Source organism: Chelativorans sp. J32, assembly GCF_000518985.1.
GTDB lineage: Bacteria > Pseudomonadota > Alphaproteobacteria > Rhizobiales > Rhizobiaceae > Chelativorans.
Genome location: NZ_JAEQ01000010.1, coordinates 99,634 through 118,044, shown reverse-complemented (window position 1 = coordinate 118,044; position 18,411 = coordinate 99,634). Strand labels below are relative to the sequence as shown.

Below are 18,411 nucleotides of genomic sequence, written 5' to 3'. Positions count from 1 at the left end.
GGTCGTGCCTCAAGCTTTGTCGCGTGCGCGGATGCGGGCGAGCGTGCGTTCCATTTCATTGACAAGGATCATCCAGCCTTCGTCTCCCCCCTGGCCGGGTTTGGTCGACATCATGGACGCGCCGCATGCGAGCCCCAGATGGGCCGTCACCCTGGCCGAAATGTCCGTTTCGTTGGCCGAACCGCCGAGGCCAGCTCCGATGCCATGCTCGCGGCAATAGTTCAGCGCTTCGATCGTGTTGGTGATCCCGCCCATATCGGGCGTCTTAATCTGAACGTTCTGCAATGCACCCGCTTCAGCGAGCGCCTTGATGTCGTCCAGCGTGTTGGCCCATTCGTCGATGACCAGTTGCGTGTCCGACCCGATCTCCGACAGGCGCGCACGTATGGCCCTGTAGATCGCGGCCTGCTCTTGGCGGGTGGAAGCGACGACCGGGCTCTCCACCAGCAGCGGGAACGGCGCGATCCTGCCTCCGAGATCAGCGATATAATCGGCGATTTCGATCGGTTTGTTGTTGAACAGCTCGCCCAGCGTGCCGTAGAGGTCGATGTGAATGCGCGGGAAGTAATCCGCATCGCGGATCTCGTTGATGCGTGCGGCCAGCCTGTCGATATAGGCCTGCAGAAGTTCACCCCTTTCACCGACATGATCGCGAACTGACAGAAACGGCGTGTGGGGAAGAACATCCGCGCGCTTGAGGATCATGCGATCATGCTGTGCCCAGTCGAGACGCAGCGCGCCTGCAAGGATCGGCAGTTTTTCCGTGCGCGGTGTCAGGCCCCACTCCTCGGCGATCACCTCTGCCATAGTCAGCCGGCGCGCTTGCGCCGCAGCATCCAACAGCGCCTGGGAAAGGCCGTATCGCAGTGCCGAATGCATGCGTTTGCCGTTGATGAGGAACGCGTCCATCTCTTCGGCCAAATCGCGAAAGCGGCGGACATCCTGGCCGAGCAGGCGCGCCGTGATCGGCCCTTCGATCTGCTCCTTCAGTTCGCCGGGATCGAAGATGTCCTCTCGGCCCGCGATGCCCACCAATATCACTTGCGTGCAGTCACCAATGGCAATCGAGCCGTCCTCGAGAACCATCTGGATCGAAACCGACGTGCCCGGCTGGACGATCCTGCTGAAGCCCTTGGTCACGGGCTTGCCCTTATAGAGCAGAGGTCCATCCGGCTCCGCGCCCTGCTTGATCGCTGCAAGGTCCTTGTAGACCGAGCCGCCGAGCCCGATCGAAGCAATAAGCTGCTGGATTTTCATTCCACCTCCCGCATTTGGCCACATCGTCGCCCCAGCAGACTAGACGTGCGGGCATGGCAGCATCTGCTGAAAATACCTGCCCCTGAGGCGTAAGACTCCGTTCTTATGGGTGCGATCCGCCGATCGCTATGAGATAACGAGCCGGATCGACCGACACGGCACAAACCTGCGACAGCCCCCATCATTCCGGTGCGATCTGCTGCAGCGCGTTTCTATTCCGCAGAACAATCTGGAGATCCGGTGCAGACTTCCGCTCGACGGAAGGAAATACATAAATGAGCGCAAACGATCTTTACGAACTCGACCGCCAGCACCTGGTTCACCCGGTGAGTGCCTGGGCAACGCAGGAGGCGGAAGGACCGCTGGTTCTGGATCGCGGCTCCGGCCTGACGGTAAAGGATCATACAGGCCGCGAATATCTCGACGGTTTCGCCGGCTTGTGGTGCGTCAATGTCGGCTACGGCCAGAAGACGGTCGTCGAGGCGATGAATGCGCAGGCCGAAAAGCTCGCCTATGTCACCGGCTATTTCGGTTTTGCTTCCGAGACTGCCATACGCCTCGCCGCACGGCTCGCCGAACTGACGCCTGGCGACCTCGACCATATTTATCTCACTCAGGGCGGATCGGACTCAGTCGACAGCGCAGTGCGCCTCATCCGCTATTATTGGTCGATGAAAGGAGAGCCGCAGCGTGAGCACATGATCGCACTGGAATATGGCTATCACGGTTCATCCTCGACCGGTGCCGGCCTGACGGCGCTTGCCAATTTCCATCGTGGCTTCGCGCTTCCCCTCGCCACGCAACACCACATTGAGGCACCCTACCCCTACCGTCACCGCACCGGGCTGGATGCCGACGTGATCGCCGACTGCGAGGCCGCCCTGAGGGCCAAGGTGGCCGAGCTGGGAGCGGATAAAGTCGCGGCCTTCTTCTGCGAGCCGGTGATCGGGTCTGGCGGCGTAATCGTACCGCCCAAGGGCTGGCTCAAGGCCATGGAGAAAACATGCCGCGAACTCGGCATTTTGTTCGTGGTCGATGAAGTCATCACGGGTTTCGGCCGCACGGCAAGCATGTTCGCCTGCGATCATGAAGATGTCGTGCCGGACATGATGACGATGGCAAAGGGCCTGACCTCCGGCTATGCTCCCATGGGTGCCCTCGCGATTTCCGACAGAATATACCGCGAGATCCGCGACCTGACGCCCGATGGCAAGGCGATCGGCCACGGCGCAACCTATTCCGGCCATCCCGTTGCCGCTGCCGCTGCGCTCGAGGTCATCCGGCTCTACACCGATGGCGGAATCCTCTCACAAGCGCAGAAAATCGCTCCATATTTCGAGGCGCGGCTCCGTACGCTCGCCGATCATCCGCTCGTCGGCGATATCCGTATCTCTGGCCTGCTCGCCGGGATCGAACTGGTTTCGGATCGCGAGACCCGCGCCAAATTCGCGCCTGAGCTGAAGGTAGGCAAGAAGCTTCTCGGCCTCACCCGCGACCTCAAACTGCTGGTCCGCTGCTTCGATGACGGCATCATCGGTCTGGCACCGGCTCTGACCATCACGCCGGAGGAGGTCGATCTGATCGTGGAGCGTCTGCGCAATGCTTTTGACGCATTGATGCTGCAAGTGTAAACGCTGGCAGGCGTCGCAGCGTTTCCGCCTTTGCCGCTCAACGGCCCCTGCTACCCGAACGTCCGATCCATAGGAAACCCCCGCTTGTCGAAAGTGAAACTCGACCGTATCGACATCGCCATTCTGGCCAACCTCAGCCAGGATGGCCGAATGAGCAATGTGAGCCTTGCAGAGGCCGTCGGCCTGTCCCCAAGTCCATGTCTTCAGCGCGTCAAGCGTCTGGAAAACGCCGGCATCATCAGCGGTTACGGGGCTCGGATCGAACTTGCCAAGGTGGTCGAGGCGGTTACCATCTTCACTGAAGTGACCCTCGTCGATCATCGCCGCGAGAACTTCATCCGTTTCGAGACGGGAATTCGAAACGTGCTCGAGCTGCAGGAATGCCATCTCGTGAGCGGCGGATACGACTATTTGCTGCGGTTTCTTTGCCGTTCCATCGCGCAGTATCAGGAGATGATGGAGGGGCTCCTGGAGAGAAATCTCGGGATCGCAAAATATTTCAGCTATATCGTCATCAAGTCGCCGATCATCCGCGATCGCATTCCCGTGAAGGAACTGATCGAAAAATAGCAGAGCTCGCAGGCTATCGTACGGGGTGTTCGGTATCTTTTGACGTTTCAGTTCATTCCGAGGGGGACTAGCGCTGCCGTCAGGAGACAATGACAGCATCCTTGCCGGCATAAAATCGCGGCCATCAAGATAGACGTTGACGCTCGGCCTTGCTGCCATCGTCGCGTGATCGAACGGACAGTGTTCGCAAGCGCACCGCAATCACGCAGCCGTGCAGAACTGTGAACCAAACACCGCTACAAATATATGCTTTGGTAGCTACTAACACCAATAACTATCCGTACTGCGGCGCGGTCTATCGGATAGAAATTATGGATATCGTAACAGATATACTCTTTAGAGGCATCGGCGGGAGCGATGTCGCGCTAACTCTCAACCGTGTCGCCATCGGCGTATTTTTCGGGCTCTGCGGCTATCACAAGCTTTTCAATGCACAGCGCCACGCCTCACTGGTCGAGGAGTTGAAGCGATGCGGCATTCCGTGGATCGGTTTTAACCAGTGGTGGGTACCGCTCGTCGAGTTCAGCGGCGGCGCTGCCATTACGATCGGGTTGCTTACCCCTCTCGCCGCGCTCGGTCTGCTTGTCATCATCATTGTCGCCGTTGCGACGACAGGCAGCCAGCGGGTTAAAATCTACAAACCGATCGACGAAGCAGATCGGCTCGATGACTGGCTTTACCTGCCGGAGACACTCTACGCCATCATGCTGATCGTCATCGTTACGGGCGGCCCTGGACCATACAGCCTGGATGCCATGATCCTGAATTTTCTACGCCATAGCTCCTGAGACGGCTCACCGCGCCGCTGCCCGCTTTGGTCGATGTTAAACTCTGGCGCTCACCCGGCCTGATGGACTTCCGAGGCAGAGGCCGAGCCCTTTTAAAGCGGTAGAGCGGCGCCATTTTTGGCGGCGGCATCTTGCGTGCGCTGATGGACCGCCTGCGCGATCTGGAAGCAAAGCAGGATGGTCTGCGCGAGCAGATCGAGGCTGCCAGGCATCCCCTCCCCGACATCCACCCGAACGTGGCGCAGGTCTACCGGCGCAAGATCGAGCGGCTGGCCGACGCCTGCAGCACCCGGAGGACCGGCGCGAGGCTGCGGAGCGATCCGCGCCCTGATCGAGCGCGTGACGCTCATCCCCGGTGCCAGGCGTGGCGAGATGGAGGTGATGCTGCATGGCGAGCTTGGCGCGATCCTGGCGTGGCTCGGTGCGGAAGGTGTTGGGAAGGCTGCAAAAACAAAAACTCCCGGCGGGTTTCGCGCGGGAGTGTCTGAATCGTTGGTTGCGGGGGCAGGATCTAATCTTCACTTGTTGCCCGAGCAAGTAAAGATGGTTGCGGGGACCGGCGTCGATCATAACTTGCGATCGACGCCGGTAAAGATGGTTGCGGGAGGGCGCACCCATCATAACTTGCTGTTTCGGGCCGCCGCATAGCAACCTTGCCAAGGTTGGAGTCAAGGGTTCGAATCCCTTCGCTCTCTTCAGATTTCTAAAGGAAATCAAAGGATTGAGTAAGGGCCATCTTCGGGTGGCCCTTCCCTTTTTGGGCTTGGCCAACACCTGGTCAACACGAATGACGCCTGAGCAGGCAGGACGGGATGATCGCCTGAACACCAGCCGGACGATGCCTCGGCGAGCCGAACTGATTCGAGTCCGTCTCCAATGCGCATTGCCCAACTGGCTCGGGCAGACAAGTGGACCCGCGTATCGTTTCAGGCCGGGCGAGTTCCTTCACCGCGACCAGCAACAGCCCGATGGACAGGAGGGCCGGAATGACGGGTACACTGCCGCCATGCCAGCGTTTTGTTTCGGCGCTGGGCTGGAGATGCCCATAAGGATCAGGGCGAGAACGGCGTTTTTGCCGGCGCGATTCCAAGTCTCGAAGACGTCCGACTCTTGGCTCAGGTAAGATGAGGTACATCACAGGCGCCCAATCCCCGAACGATATCGAGCGCGCTCAAGTTCGATCCTTAAGGCTGCCTTAAGCCTCGTATAGAAATGCGACCTGGAACCTCGGGTGATAACCATGCGCGTGCTGATAGTCGAAGATGATGCCGTCCTCAGAGACGGATTGACGGTGGGCCTTTCGATTGGCGGCTTCACCGCCGATGCGGTCAAAACCTGCGAAGAAGCCGGCGCAGCTCTCACGAACCATGAGTTCGATGCGCTGGTGCTTGACCTGATGCTTCCCGACGGTTCCGGCCTCGACGTGCTGAAATCCCTGCGGGAACGGCAGGACGCCACGCCCGTCCTCCTCCTGACTGCGCGTGATCAGGTCGCCGACCGGATTCACGGACTGGATGCGGGGGCCGACGACTATCTCGGCAAGCCGTTCGACCTCGACGAGGTCGCGGCGCGGCTGCGCGCGCTCGTCCGCCGTGCCGCTGGCCGGCCGCAGGCGCTTATCGAATGGCGCGGCCTGCGGCTCGATCCTGCAAACCAGAATGTCGAACACCAAGGCGAACCCATCCGCCTGTCGCGGCGCGAATACTCGATTTTGCATGCCCTCATGATCCATCCCGGCCGGATCCTGTCGCGGAGCCAGATCGAGGAGAAGCTTTACGGCTGGCAGGAGGAGGTCGAGAGCAATGCTGTCGAGGTCCACATCCATCATCTTCGCGGCAAGCTGGGACCGGGCATGATCCAGACCGTCCGTGGGATCGGCTATCGCCTCGGAGACGAACCGTGATGCCGTCGATCTCCAAACGGCTGTTCCTGATCCTCGCCCTGACCACCGGTCTCGTCTGGCTGTCGGCGGTCGTCTGGATTTTCCTTTCCACGCGCGCGGAGGTGGAACGGGTTCTCGACGCGCGGCTGATGGAAGCCGGCCGGATGGTTTCCTCATTGATCGTCAGCCAGGAGATCGCCATCGATCCGACGCAAACGATCACGTCCGATCTGCCGGTGCGCGGCCACAGCGCCTATGACCGCCAGCTTTCGTGCCAGATCTGGTCGCTGCAGGGGACATTGATCGGGCGATCGGATGCGGCGCCCGATCAAGCAATGTCGGAGCACACCGACGGGATCTCCGAAACCGTGATAAATGGTGAGCGGTGGCGGGTTTATGCAATCACCAATACCGAGCGCGGTGTTCGCGTTCTGGTCGGCGACAATCTGAGTATCCGTAACGGGTTGGTGAACGACGTCATCCGCGGTCTTCTCCTGCCGGTCCTGCTGATGTTGCCGGTTCTTGCTGTCCTGATCTGGCTCAGCGTCAGGCGCGGCCTTGAGCCGCTAAGGAAGATCGCAGGCGACCTGGAAGCACGACCCGCCTCCGACCTCAGCCCGATCGAGGACGTGCAGACCGCGAAGGAGATTGCGCCGGTCTTGCAGTCGCTCAACGGATTGTTTGCACGCGTGGCCGGGCTTCGGGAACGCGAGCGCAACTTCACCGCCTTTGCCGCCCACGAACTGCGCACGCCGTTGGCCGGCCTCAAGACGCAGGCGCAGGTCGCGCTTGCAAGCGGCGATGGCACGATCCGCGAGCAGGCATTGCGTCAGATCATGGTTGGCGTAGACCGCACCGGCCGGCTCGTTCGGCAATTGCTGGATATGTCGGCGGTTGAGGCGCTCGACCAGGGCGAGCGTAGTGGGAAGGTATGGCCCGGGAGTATACTGAGAGCGCTCGCGGACGAATTAGCAGATCCGACCAGGGGCGTTGCGGTCGAGGTTTCCCCTGATCTTGACCGCATCGAGCTGGACATCGAGCCGGATCTGTTCGCTCTTGCTGCCCGGAATCTGATGGAGAACGCTGTGAACCATTCGCCGCCCGGAGGCGTCGTCAGGTGTCGTGTGGCCGGCCCCGCCGAAGAGGGCCAGATGATCATCGAGGATGATGGTCCCGGTATCCCCGAGGAGGAGTTGGCCCGCGTCACCGAACGCTTCTTTCGCGGCCGCAACAAAGTACCGGTCGGCAGCGGTCTCGGTCTCGCGATCGTCGAACTGGCGCTCGGGCGGAGTGGTTGGCACCTACGACTTCAGAATCGCGATTGCGGAGGGCTGCAAGCGGTGATGGCGAACGCCGCGTGACCCGTTGCACATACATGGTGCGGGGCGCAGCCAACTCATCTTCAAGAAGATGGAGTGCCAGCAGGATGCGCCAACGCAGGGAGTGATCTTCTCGCCGCGCGACGAAGCTATCCCACCAAAAGATGCCCCATAGCCGGATCTGCTATCACAACCAGCGGGCTCCCGTCGCGAACGTTGTCGGCGAGGTGGATGACATCCTGATTGATCATCCGGATGCATCCTGATGAAACGGCCTGGCCGATGGTCCAGAATTCCGGGTTTCCGTGGATGCGATAGATCGTGTCCCGGTTTCCTTCATGAATGTAGAGGGCGCGTGCTCCAAGTGGATTTTTCAGCCCCGGGTCCATGCCGCCATTGGCGATTGAGTAGGGCTCTAACTCGGGTTGGCGCGCAACCATTTCATCGGGAGGTGTCCAGCGCGGCCATTCCCGCTTGTATGCGATATGACGCCCTCGACCAGCCCACGAAAAACCGTCCCTGCCGACACCCACACCGTATCGGGTTGCGCGGCCGTGAGGCTGAACGTGGTAGAGGTAACGGTTTGGCGTATCGACGATGACGATTCCGGCTCGTTCATCGGTTGGATAGTCGACTTCCGTCCGCCACCATTTCGGATCGACCTTGGAAACGTCGACTTCCGGGATCGGGAAGCGCTCGTTCGGCAGTGCGTAGTACATCGGGGGCGTCGGCGGCGGAGGAGGCATCGAGACCGGCTGCGCGACTTGCGGTGTTTGCCTCGTGGAAACGCATCCGGCGAGAGTCATTGCGCTGGCGCCAATGAGGAAAGCGCGTCGCGCGATTGCGGGTGTCGGTAGCTTGCTCACGTTTCGTACGCTCTCTGCTTTGCGATCAATCAGGCCGCACAGCACGATGCCCATCTTAAGAGCAGCTTAAGGTAAGCGCGGCCGAAGATAGCGAAGCGGCGGGGACTTCAGGCGCCGGCCTGCGGCTCAAGTGATCCGGCCGAACAGGTTTTCGATTGGGTGGGGGCACTTTGTTGGAAACGCGGGCTTGCGTCGCAGGCGAGGAGCACTTTTCCGCCCTTAAGCGGGCCTTAAGGAACGCCCGCTTTGCCGCCGGTCCTGTGAAAGAGACGAGGATGCGGACGCGACTTTTAAGAAACAACGCCGTAGCGTCCGCGGAAGGTGTTGGATGCGGCATCGATGCTGATGCTCGACGCAAGAATGACCAATGGACCCGCCGCGAGCTTCTGCTCGGGGGCCTGGTGGTGCCGGTAGGATTGTTGGCGACTCCCAGCGGGATGGCCGCCGCCAATCCGGCTGCAATGGTCACGGACGTCGCTTCCTACCGGGAGAGACTGGAGCAGATCGCACGAACACATAGCTTCGCGCTCATCGACATCCGTGCGGATTGGTGCGCGGTGTGCCACCGCATTGAGCGGGAAATCCTCGCCCACCCTGCTGTGCTGCAACACCTTGAGGCTGTCCCTCTCGTCAAGGTGGACGTCACGGCGATGGACGAGGGAAACCGCCAGCTCCTCTCCCACCTTCGAGCGAGCGGCCCGCCGACATTCTTCGTCGTGGATGCAGCCACCGGACAGGAATACAACGGCACCCGTTCGGTCGGACCGTTCAGCAGGCGCGATCTCATGCGGCGGTTGCGGCCGTTCACCCGATAGTCCGGAGTCAGGATAAACTGCCGTCGCATCTTCGGCTCAATGCGGTCCTTAAGACTGTCTTAAGCTCGGGAGAGTGCGCTCGCTTCAATATCCATGATCTGGAGCTTTGAGACCATGCACGATCGGCGCCTCTGCACACGTAGACCTCATCCTTTCGCTATGGGTAGGCCGCCGTTCCGCGGTGCATTGAGTCGGCGGACCTTGCTCTCGGGCCTGGCGGCGCTCGCTGCCGCCGGCTTTGCCATGCCCGTGCGTGCCGACGACATGTCAGCCGAGATGATCCTGAACGACCCGGAGGCGCCGGTCGGCGGCAACCCGAACGGCGACCTGACGATCGTCTCGTTCTTTGACTATAACTGTCCTTTCTGCAAGCGCACCGTCGAGCCGCTGAATACGGTGCTGGAATCGGACGGCAATGTGCGTCACGTCTACAAGGACTGGCCGATCCTCGCGCAGTCTTCGGTCGATGGCGCAAAGCTGGCGTTGGCGGCCGGGTATCAGAACCGCTACGAGGAAGCCTATCTGGCGTTGATGGGTATCGAAGGGTCGCGGGTGCCAGAAGAGCAGATGCGACAGGCATTGGAAGGTGCCGGCTTCGACACGGCGGGTCTCGAGACCGAAGCCAACCGCCGCGACGCCGAGATCACCGCCTTGCTTCAGCGCAATAACGCGCAGGCCGAGGGGCTCGGTCTGCGTGGCACGCCCGTGTTTCTGATCGGTCGGTTTCTCGTCGCCTCCGCCCTCGACGAGGACGGCTTCCGCCAGGTTGTCGCAGACGCTCGCGAAGCGTCTTGATGCATCCCGATCGCGATCATCCGAGTAATTTCATGTCCTCAATGCCCATACTCCGCCTCCTTGCTGGCCTGTTCTTCGTCTTCCTGTCGCTGCCCGCCGCGGCGCAACAGGAGGATCTCCTGCAAGCCGAGGAAGCCTTCCGTTTCTCGGTTGAGCGGAATGCGGATCAGCAGATCCAACTCCGGTGGGAAATCGAGGAAGGCTATTACCTCTATCGCGATCATCTGGAAGCGAAGGATGCCGCGACCGGCGAGCCGATCCCGCTGTCGACTGGACCGGGCGTCGTGGAGACAGAGGATGCCAACTTCGGTCCTTCGGAGGTCTATTATCTTGAAGCGGTGGCACGTCTCGGCACTGAAGCGCCCGGGCAGGTCGCAGTCACCTATCAGGGCTGCAAGAAGGATTCGATCTGCTATCCGCCGCTGACCCTGACGGTCAACACGGCAAACCTTCAGGTTTCCGAACCCGTTGTCGGCTTTGGCATAGGTCCAACTCCGGCCGCCCCTGCCGGAGGGACGGGAAACGGCGGCTTCAGCCTGGCTGAGGACACGCAGGACGGCGGCATGGTCGGCTCGCTTCTCGCCAGCGGCGGTGCGATCTGGGTGATCGTGAGTTTCCTCGCCTTCGGGCTGTTGCTCGCCTTCACGCCCTGCGTGCTGCCCATGTATCCGATCCTGAGCGCGACCCTGGCGCGCGAGGGCGAGGCATTGACGGCCCGGCGCGGCTTCATCCTGTCTTTGGCCTATGTGCTGGCAATGGCCGCAGCGTTTGGCCTGCTTGGCGTGGTTGCCGCGTGGTCCGGCCAAAACCTCCAGATGGTGCTGCAATCGCCCTACGCCATTGGCGCCGTCGCAGCGCTGTTCGTCGTGCTGGCGACGGCGATGTTCGGCCTGTTCGAACTGCAACTGCCGACCACCTGGGTCAGCCGGATGGCAGGGGTACAGGCCGGCACGCGCGGCTCGGTGGGCGGAGCCGCCGGAATGGGCTTCCTTTCCGCGCTGATCGTCGGTCCCTGCGTCACCGCGCCGCTCGCCGCGGCACTTCTCTATATCGCACATACGGGCGATGCCTGGATCGGCGCGAGTGCGCTGTTTGCCCTCGGGCTCGGCCAAGGCATTCCGCTGATCGCCTTTGGCACGATGGGGAGCCGCGCTCTGCCGCGTGCGGGGGCGTGGATGGTGCAGGTCAAATACGCGTTCGGCTTCGTCTTTCTCGGCGCGGCGATCTGGATGGTCTCCCGAATCCTGCCGCCGCAAGTGACGCTGGCGCTTTGGGCGGGCCTCCTCTTGATTGTTGCGGTCTTCATCGGCGTCGCTGATCGGCTCCTGGCCGATGCGGGTGCCTGGCCACGTTTCCGCAAAGCCGCCGGACTTGGGGTTTCCCTCGGCGGCGTCATCCTGGCGATCGGGGCGGCGTCGGGCGGGACCGACCCGCTACGTCCGCTCGCCCACTTCGTCATGACCGGTTCGGGCCAGCAGATCGCCCAGTCCGAGATGACATTCATCGAGGCAAACTCGACGCCGCAGGTCGAGCAAGCGATTGCCTCTGCCAACGGACGTCCGACATTGGTCTATTTCACGGCCGACTGGTGCGTCATCTGCAAGACGATCGAACGCGACGTCTTTTCGAGCACGGAAATCGTTGCCGCACTGAACGACTTCCAGCGTGTCAAGGTGGATCTGACCGGACTGGATGAGGCCAGTCAGGGTCTGATGCGCGATCTTGCTGTGGTCGGCCCACCGACCATGATCTTCTTCAACCGAAATGCCTCGGAGGCAAACGGCTCCCGCCTCATCGGCGATGTGACAACCGATACGTTGCTGACATCGGTCTCTCAGGCGAGGCAGTGAGATGAACGCAGTCGCCATCGGGCCTTTCGTCTTCGCACCCGACCGCTTCGCCGCGATCCTCGCCATCGCCGCCTTTCTCCTGCTGAGCGAGATCCTCGCCCGCAAGGTCGATCAGCGCTTTTCGTCCTGGGCCTGGGGCGCGACCGTCGCTTTCGTGGTCGGCGCGCGCGTCGGGCACGTCATCCAGCACGCGAGCAGTTTCCTCGCCGAGCCGCTGCGCGTATTCTACATGTGGCAGGGCGGCTTCATGATCGAAGCCGGCATTGCGCTGGCGTTCGCCTACACGTTCTTTCGCTTCCGGCGCGAATTGCGGCTCACATTGTGGACGGCCCTGCCGAGCGCCGCTGCGGCCTATGTCGCGTTCTTCGTACTGCAGCTCAGCGCCGGCGTGCCGGCGACACCGCTGCCGACCGGAGACATCTACCGCACGCTGGCCGGAGAACGGTTCAATCCAAGTGAACTCGAAGGTCAACCTGTGGTCATCAACCTGTGGGCGACGTGGTGCCCGCCCTGCCGCCGTGAAATGCCGATGATGGCGGACGTTGCCGCAAATACGGACGCTGCCGAACTTGTCTTCGTCAACCAAGGTGAAGGCCAGGAGATCATTCAGCGCTACCTCACAGCCGAGAATCTTGAGCTTGAGCATGTGGTGCTCGACGGACTCGGTGAGTTCGGTCGTCATTACGAGGTACCGGGCCTGCCGGCTACGTTGTTCCTCAAGAGCGACGGGACGCTGCAATCGGTACACATGGGCGAGATCTCAAGAGAAGCCCTCGTGAGCGGCATTCAAGGTCTCGAATAGCCGCCGCAGGTCCGGCACGGCTGGCTTTTGCTGACGACCGTGACGAAGCTGCGACCATCCTCATGATGTTTTGTCATGCAATCCTCATTGAGCCTGCCATTCTCGGACGCTATTGGGCAAGGCAACAGGTCTTAGGGCCTTTGATCGAGACGAGCCTTAATTGTCTCCATCTGCTCGATCTCGCTGCGCTGGGCTGCGATGATTTCTTCGCAAAGCGTCAGCAATTCAGCATCGCGCAGGTCTGCTTCCCGGCACATGAGGATCGCGCCCGAGTGGTGCGGGATCATCGAATCGATGAACTGCCCGTCACCGATCAGGGTTTGGCTTCGTGTGGCTGCGAATGAGGCGATCGTCAAGACGAGGAAGACGGCGTAGAGGGTGATATTGAGCCCTTTTCGCGGAAACATGCCGGGCATCGTTGCCAGCATGAAGATGCCCATCGGCGCCCACATGGTCACGGCCATGTAGAACATGTTGAGATTGTTTCGGAAATCTTGAAATCCGTCGATCATCGAGAACATGACGACGTACATGACGATCAGGCCGAGCGCCATGTTGATCCAGAACATCAGGTAGGGACGTCCTTCGCCGTGATCGGCGTGTTCGTGCTTGCCATTATGGGACGATTGGGTCATCTCGTGGCTCCTTGGTTTTCGCTTAATGTCCGAGACCGATGCCCATGGGCTTGAGTAGCATCCAGATCGCCATTCCGACCATCATCAGGTTCTCCGTCAGCGAGACGAAGCCGAGCGGAACGTTGCTGTCACCGCCAACGCAGGCGCATTTGAGTTCGCGCTTGTCGATATAGACCGCCTTGAAGACCGATACGGCTCCGACAGTGCCGATGAAGAGGGCAACGGGGATCGACAGCCACATCAGCGCGCCGGCCATCATCAGGATGCCCGCCAGCGCTTCGGCGAACGGATAGACGTAGGAGTAGCGCACCCAGCGCTGGGCGAACAGATCGTAGTTGAGGAACATGGTAGCGAAGCTTTCCACGTCCTTGAGCTTCTGCAGGGCGAGCAGACACATGGCGATGGCAATGAACCATTCTGCCGCCGCAACGGTCGCAAGGGTACCGAACGCGGCCCAACTCGTCGCTAGCGCCATCAACGCAGCCATCGCGAACAACGCGATCACCGGCGTATAGGTGGTGGCGTCCTTGTCCTTTACCTCCTTGCCGAAGAAGGCGAGAAGATCGTCGTAGCCGCCGATGCGATTGCCGCCGATAAAGGTCTGCGGTGTGGTGTCGACGCCGTGCGTTTTCTTGAAAGCATCGATCTCGGCGCGCGACGTCAGCTCATGATCGTTGACCTCGTAGCCCTGCCGTTTCAGGAGGTCGAGCGATTTGAGACCGTAGGGACAGGTATGTTCGTGGGTCACCATCCTGTGCAGGTCGGCGCGTTTTGCGGTGGAAGTGGCCATGTCGTCAGTCCTTCGATTTCAGAGTTTTGCTTTTGCGAACACCTCGACCAACTCGCTGAATTTGCGGCGTTGCGCGTCCGCATCACCTGCCGCTATCGCTTCCTCGACACAGCAAGCGGCGTGGGTCTTGAGGATTTCGGTCTCGACCTTGGCCAGCGCCGCCTTGATGGCGTGGATCTGATGCAGGATATCGATGCAGTAACGGTCATCGGCCACCATCTGGCTGACCCCTCGCACCTGTCCTTCGATTCGCTTGAGCCTCGCGCGGAGGGCTTTGTTGTCCTTCTGGCACATGGCCGTAAAATACCCCGTATGGGTATATTTAAGGTTCGAGAGCCATCTTGGTTCCCTCCGATCAAAAAATCTCGCCGGCGCTTTCTGTCTGCTTTGCACCATTGTCGCGATCATCAGTGGGGTTGACCTTCCAATGGTTGGAACCCTCATCTTGGAGGGCCAAACGAAGGAGATGGACATGAAGATCAGAGCCGAGAATCTGATCGCCGCAGTTGGAGAGCTTCGGGTCGGGTTGCTTGCGGTCAGGGATCTGGCCGATACGCTGTTATCCCTGGTCGAGGCCCGCGGACGCATCACCATTTTCGAAACAGGGTTCCAGACGTGGTTCAGCGTCCACGCGAGCCGTTTGCCTTGACCGAAGGCGCACCGATGGGGCGCTTGTCGCCTTCGCGGTGGCAACCGTCCTCGTGCTGATGACCGGCAAAGGAAAAGGGCGGAATTGATCCGCCCTTCACCGTCTCATTGGCTGCGCTTGGCCAGCCATTCCTGCATCTGCGCGATTTCCGCCTCCTGGGCGGAGATGACCTCCTCAGCAAGTGCTCGCACCTCGGGGTCTGATCCGTGTTCGAGAACGACACGAGCCATGTCGATGGCGCCCTGGTGATGGGGGATCATGCCGCGCATGAAATCCTCATCCGCATCGCCCGTAAACTCGATCGCCATATCGGCATGCATCTTGTCGTTGACTTGCTGGTAGGCGCGAATGACAGGGTTATCCGAAGGCGCGGTGGCGCCGTGTCCGGCATGTTCGCCGTGATTCATGGTCGCTCCTTGGCCTTGCTCGTCCATCTGAGACTGTGCGTAGGCGAGTCCGCCAGCAATGACGAACGCGCCGGCAATGAAGATCGGGGTGAGCTTGTTCATGACACAGCTCCTGGTCAGTTTACAGTTGCAGGATAGCCGGCTTCTTCGAGAACCTGCTGAATAGCCCCCGCACTAGCAGTCGTCTCAACCTTGACCGCCCGCGCCTCCGGATTCGTCTCCACCCTGGCGGTGGGGTCGACTGACTGGATCGCCTTGGTGACGGATTTTGCGCAGCCACCGCAGGTCATGTTCTCGATTCTGAGTTCCATGAGAATTCTCCTTGTTTGGTCTCACGTTGCCAAATGTGGGGCTTCCAACCATGGGAAGGTCAATGGCGATTTTTCTCTGTTTGTCCTCTTGACCTTCCCATGGTTGGAAACCCCATCTTCTGTCCGAACTGGAATTTCGGGACAAAAAAGGAGGCGGCTATGAATGCCCCCGTTCGAGCAACAGACCTGTCTGGAACGATATCACTCCCCATTGAGGGGATGACCTGTGCATCCTGCGTAGGTCGTGTCGAAAGAGCCCTCAAGGCCGTGCCTGGCGTCGCCGATGCGGTCGTCAATCTGGCGACCGAAAAGGCGAGCATCACCACGAACGCTGCGGTCGATCCTGCCACTCTCGTCAAGGCCGTGGAGGATGTAGGCTATGAGGTTGCGGCAAGCTTCTCCGCGCCGACGGCAGCCTCGCTTGAAGTGGCGATCGAGGGCATGACCTGCGCATCCTGCGTGGGACGCGTCGAAAAGGCGCTCAAGGCCGTACCCGGCGTCACTAATGCCGTCGTCAACCTCGCGACCGAGAAGGCCACGATCCAGGGCAGCGCCGATGCGGCGGCTTTGGTGGCTGCCATCGAGGGCGCGGGATACGACGCCAGGGTGATCGCCACGGCGGCAGGAACCAGCCAGGGCGAGACGGATGATCGTACCGAAAAGAAGGAAGCGGAACGTCGTGAACTGACCCGCGATTTCACCATCGCGGCGGTGCTGACGGTGCCTGTCTTCATCCTGGAGATGGGCTCACACGTCATTCCGGGCATGCATGACCTGATCGCTTCAACCATCGGCATGCAGACGAACTGGTATATCCAGTTCGTGTTGACGACCATCGTCCTGTTCGTTCCGGGTATCCGCTTTTACGACAAGGGGCTGCCCGCCCTGTGGCGGCTCGCCCCCGACATGAACTCGCTGGTCGCGGTCGGCACGCTCGCCGCCTATGGCTATTCGCTGGTCGCGACCTTCGCGCCCGGTTTCCTGCCTGCCGGAACGGTGAACGTCTATTTCGAGGCTGCCGCCGTCATCGTGACGCTGATCCTGCTCGGCCGTTTGCTGGAGGCTCGTGCCAAGGGACGCACCTCCGAGGCGATCAAGCGTCTCGTCGGCCTTCAGGCCAAGATGGCGCGCGTGCGCAGGGACGGCAAGACGATCGAACTGCCGATCGACGCCGTGCTGTCGGGAGACATCGTCGAGGTTCGTCCCGGCGATCGCATCCCGGTGGATGGCGAGGTCATCGAAGGCCAGAGCTATGTCGACGAATCGATGATCACGGGCGAACCGATCCCGGTGTCCAAAACGAATGGCAGCGAGGTCGTGGCCGGAACGGTGAACCAGAAGGGCGCCTTTGCCATCCGTGCGACGGCGGTCGGCGGCAACACGGTGCTGTCGCAGATCATCCGCATGGTCGAGGAAGCGCAAGGCTCAAAGCTACCGATCCAGGCGCTGGTCGACAAGGTCACGATGTATTTTGTGCCGGCGGTGTTTGCGGTAGCGATCCTCACCTTCGCCGCATGGATGTGGTTCGGCCCGTCGCCCGCGCTGACCTTCGCTCTGGTCAATGCCGTCGCCGTCCTGATCATCGCCTGCCCCTGCGCCATGGGTCTGGCGACGCCGACCTCGATCATGGTGGGCACGGGCCGCGGTGCGGAACTGGGCGTGCTCTTCCGCAAGGGCGAAGCGTTGCAGCTGCTCAAGGACGCCAGGGTCGTCGCCGTCGACAAGACGGGCACACTGACCGAAGGCAAGCCTGCGCTCACCGATCTGGAACTGGCCATCGGATTCAACCGGGCAAATGTCCTCGGTTTGGTTGCGGCCGTCGAAGCGAAGTCGGAGCATCCGATCGCCCGTGCGATCGTGGATGCGGCCGCCGGGGAGGACATCCCGCTGCCGGCCGTGTCGGACTTCGAGTCGGTGACGGGTTTCGGCGTCAAGGCCATGGTCGGCGGCAGCCAAGTCGAGATTGGCGCTGACCGCTACATGGCAGACCTCGGCCACGACGTAGCTGCCTTCGCCAAGATTGCCGAACGTCTCGGCAATGAGGGCAAGTCACCGCTCTATGCCGCCATCGACGGCAAGCTCGCGGCGATTATCGCCGTGGCCGATCCGATCAAGGAGACGACGCCCGCAGCGATCAAGGCGCTGCACGATCTCGGCCTCAAGGTCGCGATGATCACCGGCGACAATGCCCGCACGGCAAAAGCCATCGCGGCTCGGCTGGGGATCGACGAGGTGGTGGCGGAAGTGCTGCCGGACGGCAAGGTCGACGCTGTACGCCGCCTCAAAGCCCAGCATGGCAAGGTCGCTTTCGTCGGCGATGGCATCAACGACGCTCCGGCGCTGGCCGAAGCGGATGTGGGCCTTGCCATCGGCACGGGTACGGACATTGCCATCGAGGCAGCCGACGTGGTGCTGATGTCGGGCAGCCTGCAAGGCGTGCCGAACGCGATCGCACTGTCCAAGGCGACGATCGGCAACATCCGGCAGAACCTGTTCTGGGCCTTTGCCTACAACACGGCTCTGATCCCCGTTGCCGCCGGTCTGCTCTATCCGGCCTACGGCATCCTGCTGTCGCCGGTCTTTGCCGCCGGCGCGATGGCCCTGTCGAGCGTCTTCGTCCTCGGCAACGCGCTGAGGCTCAAGACCTTCCGCGCGCCCGCGCAGGCGGAAAGCGGCGCAGTCCGGCCCCGTCAGCCTGAACTTGCGCCTGCGGAATGAGAAACAGGCGAGCCTGCTTCGGCAGGCTCGCCACATGTAAAGGAATGAAGCGATGACCAATACGGGAACTCCGTCAGTGGTGCTGTATACCACGCCAACCTGCCCCGATTGCCATGCCGTCAAGCGATGGCTTGCTGACCAGGGTGTCCCATTCGAAGAGCGTGACCTGTCAGATCCGCAGATCGCCGAAGAGGCGAAAGCGCGGACCGGCGTGCGCGTTGCCCCGATCACGATTGTCAACGAACAGGTCTTCTATGGCACCTTTGCTGACCAGAAACCTCGTCTGGCGGAAGCCCTGTCATCGGGCGCCGCCTGAGGGAGATTGT

At 61.2% G+C, this 18,411-nt stretch carries 21 protein-coding genes and 1 tRNA gene; 14 read left to right on the top strand and 8 right to left on the bottom strand.

The annotated features are described in order from the left end of the window. Window positions 1–9: 9 nt before the first annotated feature. On the bottom strand, window positions 10–1,257 hold the full coding sequence (locus CHEJ32_RS0114440; protein ID WP_028034420.1) for a methylaspartate ammonia-lyase: 1,248 nt from the start codon (window positions 1,255–1,257) through the stop codon (window positions 10–12). A gap of 275 nt (window positions 1,258–1,532) precedes the next feature. Between CHEJ32_RS0114440 and CHEJ32_RS0114435 the strand changes: the two genes are divergently transcribed. The 3 genes from CHEJ32_RS0114435 (at window position 1,533) to CHEJ32_RS26335 (ending at window position 4,246) form a co-directional block, all read left to right on the top strand. Beyond that, window positions 1,533–2,888, top strand: coding sequence for an aminotransferase class III-fold pyridoxal phosphate-dependent enzyme (locus CHEJ32_RS0114435; RefSeq protein ID WP_028034419.1), 1,356 nt, complete (start codon window positions 1,533–1,535; stop codon window positions 2,886–2,888). A 93-nt stretch (window positions 2,889–2,981) separates the two neighbouring features. After that, entirely contained in the window at window positions 2,982–3,458 is a 477-nt protein-coding gene (locus CHEJ32_RS0114430) for an Lrp/AsnC family transcriptional regulator (protein WP_198023873.1), read from the top strand. A gap of 311 nt (window positions 3,459–3,769) precedes the next feature. Further along, entirely contained in the window at window positions 3,770–4,246 is a 477-nt protein-coding gene (locus tag CHEJ32_RS26335) for a DoxX family protein (protein ID WP_051469690.1), read from the top strand. 92 nt (window positions 4,247–4,338) lie between these two features. Here CHEJ32_RS26335 and CHEJ32_RS26330 read toward each other — a convergent pair whose 3' ends face one another. After that, window positions 4,339–4,596, bottom strand: a complete 258-nt coding sequence (locus CHEJ32_RS26330; protein ID WP_028034417.1) for a hypothetical protein — start codon at window positions 4,594–4,596, stop codon at window positions 4,339–4,341. A 22-nt stretch (window positions 4,597–4,618) separates the two neighbouring features. Here CHEJ32_RS26330 and CHEJ32_RS26325 point away from each other — a divergent pair, with 22 nt between their 5' ends. The 4 genes from CHEJ32_RS26325 (at window position 4,619) to CHEJ32_RS0114400 (ending at window position 7,489) form a co-directional block, all read left to right on the top strand. Further along, window positions 4,619–4,894, top strand: a complete 276-nt coding sequence (locus CHEJ32_RS26325) for a hypothetical protein (protein WP_028034416.1) — start codon at window positions 4,619–4,621, stop codon at window positions 4,892–4,894. Continuing rightward, a tRNA-OTHER gene (locus tag CHEJ32_RS27180) sits at window positions 4,851–4,941 on the top strand. The genes CHEJ32_RS26325 and CHEJ32_RS27180 overlap by 44 nt, the downstream gene beginning before the upstream one ends. Before the next feature lie 545 nt (window positions 4,942–5,486). Continuing rightward, window positions 5,487–6,149 (top strand): response regulator transcription factor, encoded by a 663-nt coding sequence (locus tag CHEJ32_RS0114405; RefSeq protein WP_012092695.1) that lies wholly within the window; start codon window positions 5,487–5,489, stop codon window positions 6,147–6,149. Then, window positions 6,149–7,489, top strand: coding sequence for an ATP-binding protein (locus CHEJ32_RS0114400; protein WP_012092694.1), 1,341 nt, complete (start codon window positions 6,149–6,151; stop codon window positions 7,487–7,489). Before CHEJ32_RS0114405 ends, CHEJ32_RS0114400 begins: the two co-directional genes overlap by 1 nt. A gap of 107 nt (window positions 7,490–7,596) precedes the next feature. On the opposite strand, the gene CHEJ32_RS0114395 is transcribed toward CHEJ32_RS0114400, so the two are convergent. After that, window positions 7,597–8,253, bottom strand: a complete 657-nt coding sequence (locus CHEJ32_RS0114395; protein ID WP_109707754.1) for a L,D-transpeptidase — start codon at window positions 8,251–8,253, stop codon at window positions 7,597–7,599. A gap of 335 nt (window positions 8,254–8,588) precedes the next feature. Here CHEJ32_RS0114395 and CHEJ32_RS0114390 point away from each other — a divergent pair, with 335 nt between their 5' ends. The 4 genes from CHEJ32_RS0114390 (at window position 8,589) to CHEJ32_RS0114375 (ending at window position 12,575) form a co-directional block, all read left to right on the top strand. Next, window positions 8,589–9,128: a thioredoxin family protein gene (locus CHEJ32_RS0114390; protein WP_012092692.1), complete on the top strand. Its 540-nt coding sequence runs from the start codon at window positions 8,589–8,591 to the stop codon at window positions 9,126–9,128. A gap of 186 nt (window positions 9,129–9,314) precedes the next feature. Beyond that, on the top strand, window positions 9,315–9,923 hold the full coding sequence (locus CHEJ32_RS0114385) for a DsbA family protein (RefSeq protein ID WP_028034413.1): 609 nt from the start codon (window positions 9,315–9,317) through the stop codon (window positions 9,921–9,923). 32 nt (window positions 9,924–9,955) lie between these two features. Continuing rightward, window positions 9,956–11,773 carry a protein-disulfide reductase DsbD gene (gene dsbD / locus CHEJ32_RS0114380; RefSeq protein WP_034658536.1) on the top strand — a complete coding sequence of 606 codons (1,818 nt, stop codon included), beginning with the start codon at window positions 9,956–9,958 and terminating at the stop codon, window positions 11,771–11,773. A gap of 1 nt (window position 11,774) precedes the next feature. Continuing rightward, on the top strand, window positions 11,775–12,575 hold the full coding sequence (locus CHEJ32_RS0114375) for a TlpA disulfide reductase family protein (RefSeq protein WP_012092689.1): 801 nt from the start codon (window positions 11,775–11,777) through the stop codon (window positions 12,573–12,575). A 131-nt stretch (window positions 12,576–12,706) separates the two neighbouring features. On the opposite strand, the gene CHEJ32_RS0114370 is transcribed toward CHEJ32_RS0114375, so the two are convergent. The 3 genes from CHEJ32_RS0114370 to CHEJ32_RS0114360 are packed head-to-tail and all read right to left on the bottom strand — an operon-like array spanning window position 12,707 to window position 14,294. Next, window positions 12,707–13,210: a DUF305 domain-containing protein gene (locus CHEJ32_RS0114370; protein WP_012092688.1), complete on the bottom strand. Its 504-nt coding sequence runs from the start codon at window positions 13,208–13,210 to the stop codon at window positions 12,707–12,709. Window positions 13,211–13,232: 22 nt separating this feature from the next. Continuing rightward, window positions 13,233–14,000: a glutaredoxin family protein gene (locus CHEJ32_RS0114365; protein ID WP_012092687.1), complete on the bottom strand. Its 768-nt coding sequence runs from the start codon at window positions 13,998–14,000 to the stop codon at window positions 13,233–13,235. Between the two features lie 18 nt (window positions 14,001–14,018). Beyond that, a complete protein-coding gene (locus CHEJ32_RS0114360; protein ID WP_028034411.1) occupies window positions 14,019–14,294 on the bottom strand; it encodes a metal-sensitive transcriptional regulator in 276 nt (91 codons plus the stop codon). Window positions 14,295–14,472: 178 nt separating this feature from the next. Here CHEJ32_RS0114360 and CHEJ32_RS27175 point away from each other — a divergent pair, with 178 nt between their 5' ends. Then, window positions 14,473–14,649 carry a hypothetical protein gene (locus tag CHEJ32_RS27175; protein WP_156122387.1) on the top strand — a complete coding sequence of 59 codons (177 nt, stop codon included), beginning with the start codon at window positions 14,473–14,475 and terminating at the stop codon, window positions 14,647–14,649. Window positions 14,650–14,753: 104 nt separating this feature from the next. On the opposite strand, the gene CHEJ32_RS0114350 is transcribed toward CHEJ32_RS27175, so the two are convergent. Both CHEJ32_RS0114350 and CHEJ32_RS0114345 read right to left on the bottom strand, forming a co-directional pair. After that, the gene (locus CHEJ32_RS0114350; protein ID WP_012092685.1) at window positions 14,754–15,158 is read right to left on the bottom strand and encodes a DUF305 domain-containing protein; all 405 of its coding nucleotides are present in this window, start codon (window positions 15,156–15,158) and stop codon (window positions 14,754–14,756) included. A gap of 14 nt (window positions 15,159–15,172) precedes the next feature. Beyond that, complete coding sequence (locus tag CHEJ32_RS0114345) at window positions 15,173–15,367, bottom strand: heavy-metal-associated domain-containing protein (RefSeq protein ID WP_012092684.1); 195 nt, start codon at window positions 15,365–15,367, stop codon at window positions 15,173–15,175. Between the two features lie 159 nt (window positions 15,368–15,526). Here CHEJ32_RS0114345 and CHEJ32_RS0114340 point away from each other — a divergent pair, with 159 nt between their 5' ends. Both CHEJ32_RS0114340 and CHEJ32_RS0114335 read left to right on the top strand, forming a co-directional pair. Beyond that, window positions 15,527–18,085, top strand: coding sequence for a heavy metal translocating P-type ATPase (locus tag CHEJ32_RS0114340; protein ID WP_028034409.1), 2,559 nt, complete (start codon window positions 15,527–15,529; stop codon window positions 18,083–18,085). A gap of 52 nt (window positions 18,086–18,137) precedes the next feature. After that, window positions 18,138–18,401, top strand: coding sequence for a glutaredoxin family protein (locus CHEJ32_RS0114335; protein ID WP_012092682.1), 264 nt, complete (start codon window positions 18,138–18,140; stop codon window positions 18,399–18,401). The last annotated feature ends 10 nt before the right edge of the window (window positions 18,402–18,411 follow it).

Excerpts from the sequence above, each read along its gene's own strand:
- CHEJ32_RS0114440 (WP_028034420.1), bottom strand. The coding sequence starts at position 1,257 with ATGAAAATCCAGCAGCTTATTGCTTCGATCGGGCTCGGCGGCTCGGTC.
- CHEJ32_RS0114435 (WP_028034419.1), top strand. The coding sequence starts at position 1,533 with ATGAGCGCAAACGATCTTTACGAACTCGACCGCCAGCACCTGGTTCAC.
- CHEJ32_RS26335 (WP_051469690.1), top strand. The coding sequence starts at position 3,770 with ATGGATATCGTAACAGATATACTCTTTAGAGGCATCGGCGGGAGCGAT.
- CHEJ32_RS26330 (WP_028034417.1), bottom strand. The coding sequence starts at position 4,596 with ATGAGCGTCACGCGCTCGATCAGGGCGCGGATCGCTCCGCAGCCTCGC.
- CHEJ32_RS26325 (WP_028034416.1), top strand. The coding sequence starts at position 4,619 with ATGGAGGTGATGCTGCATGGCGAGCTTGGCGCGATCCTGGCGTGGCTC.
- CHEJ32_RS0114405 (WP_012092695.1), top strand. The coding sequence starts at position 5,487 with ATGCGCGTGCTGATAGTCGAAGATGATGCCGTCCTCAGAGACGGATTG.
- CHEJ32_RS0114400 (WP_012092694.1), top strand. The coding sequence starts at position 6,149 with ATGCCGTCGATCTCCAAACGGCTGTTCCTGATCCTCGCCCTGACCACC.
- CHEJ32_RS0114395 (WP_109707754.1), bottom strand. The coding sequence starts at position 8,253 with ATGACTCTCGCCGGATGCGTTTCCACGAGGCAAACACCGCAAGTCGCG.
- CHEJ32_RS0114390 (WP_012092692.1), top strand. The coding sequence starts at position 8,589 with ATGCGGACGCGACTTTTAAGAAACAACGCCGTAGCGTCCGCGGAAGGT.
- dsbD (WP_034658536.1), top strand. The coding sequence starts at position 9,956 with ATGTCCTCAATGCCCATACTCCGCCTCCTTGCTGGCCTGTTCTTCGTC.
- CHEJ32_RS0114375 (WP_012092689.1), top strand. The coding sequence starts at position 11,775 with ATGAACGCAGTCGCCATCGGGCCTTTCGTCTTCGCACCCGACCGCTTC.
- CHEJ32_RS0114370 (WP_012092688.1), bottom strand. The coding sequence starts at position 13,210 with ATGACCCAATCGTCCCATAATGGCAAGCACGAACACGCCGATCACGGC.
- CHEJ32_RS0114365 (WP_012092687.1), bottom strand. The coding sequence starts at position 14,000 with ATGGCCACTTCCACCGCAAAACGCGCCGACCTGCACAGGATGGTGACC.
- CHEJ32_RS0114360 (WP_028034411.1), bottom strand. The coding sequence starts at position 14,294 with ATGTGCCAGAAGGACAACAAAGCCCTCCGCGCGAGGCTCAAGCGAATC.
- CHEJ32_RS27175 (WP_156122387.1), top strand. The coding sequence starts at position 14,473 with ATGAAGATCAGAGCCGAGAATCTGATCGCCGCAGTTGGAGAGCTTCGG.
- CHEJ32_RS0114350 (WP_012092685.1), bottom strand. The coding sequence starts at position 15,158 with ATGAACAAGCTCACCCCGATCTTCATTGCCGGCGCGTTCGTCATTGCT.
- CHEJ32_RS0114345 (WP_012092684.1), bottom strand. The coding sequence starts at position 15,367 with ATGGAACTCAGAATCGAGAACATGACCTGCGGTGGCTGCGCAAAATCC.
- CHEJ32_RS0114340 (WP_028034409.1), top strand. The coding sequence starts at position 15,527 with ATGAATGCCCCCGTTCGAGCAACAGACCTGTCTGGAACGATATCACTC.
- CHEJ32_RS0114335 (WP_012092682.1), top strand. The coding sequence starts at position 18,138 with ATGACCAATACGGGAACTCCGTCAGTGGTGCTGTATACCACGCCAACC.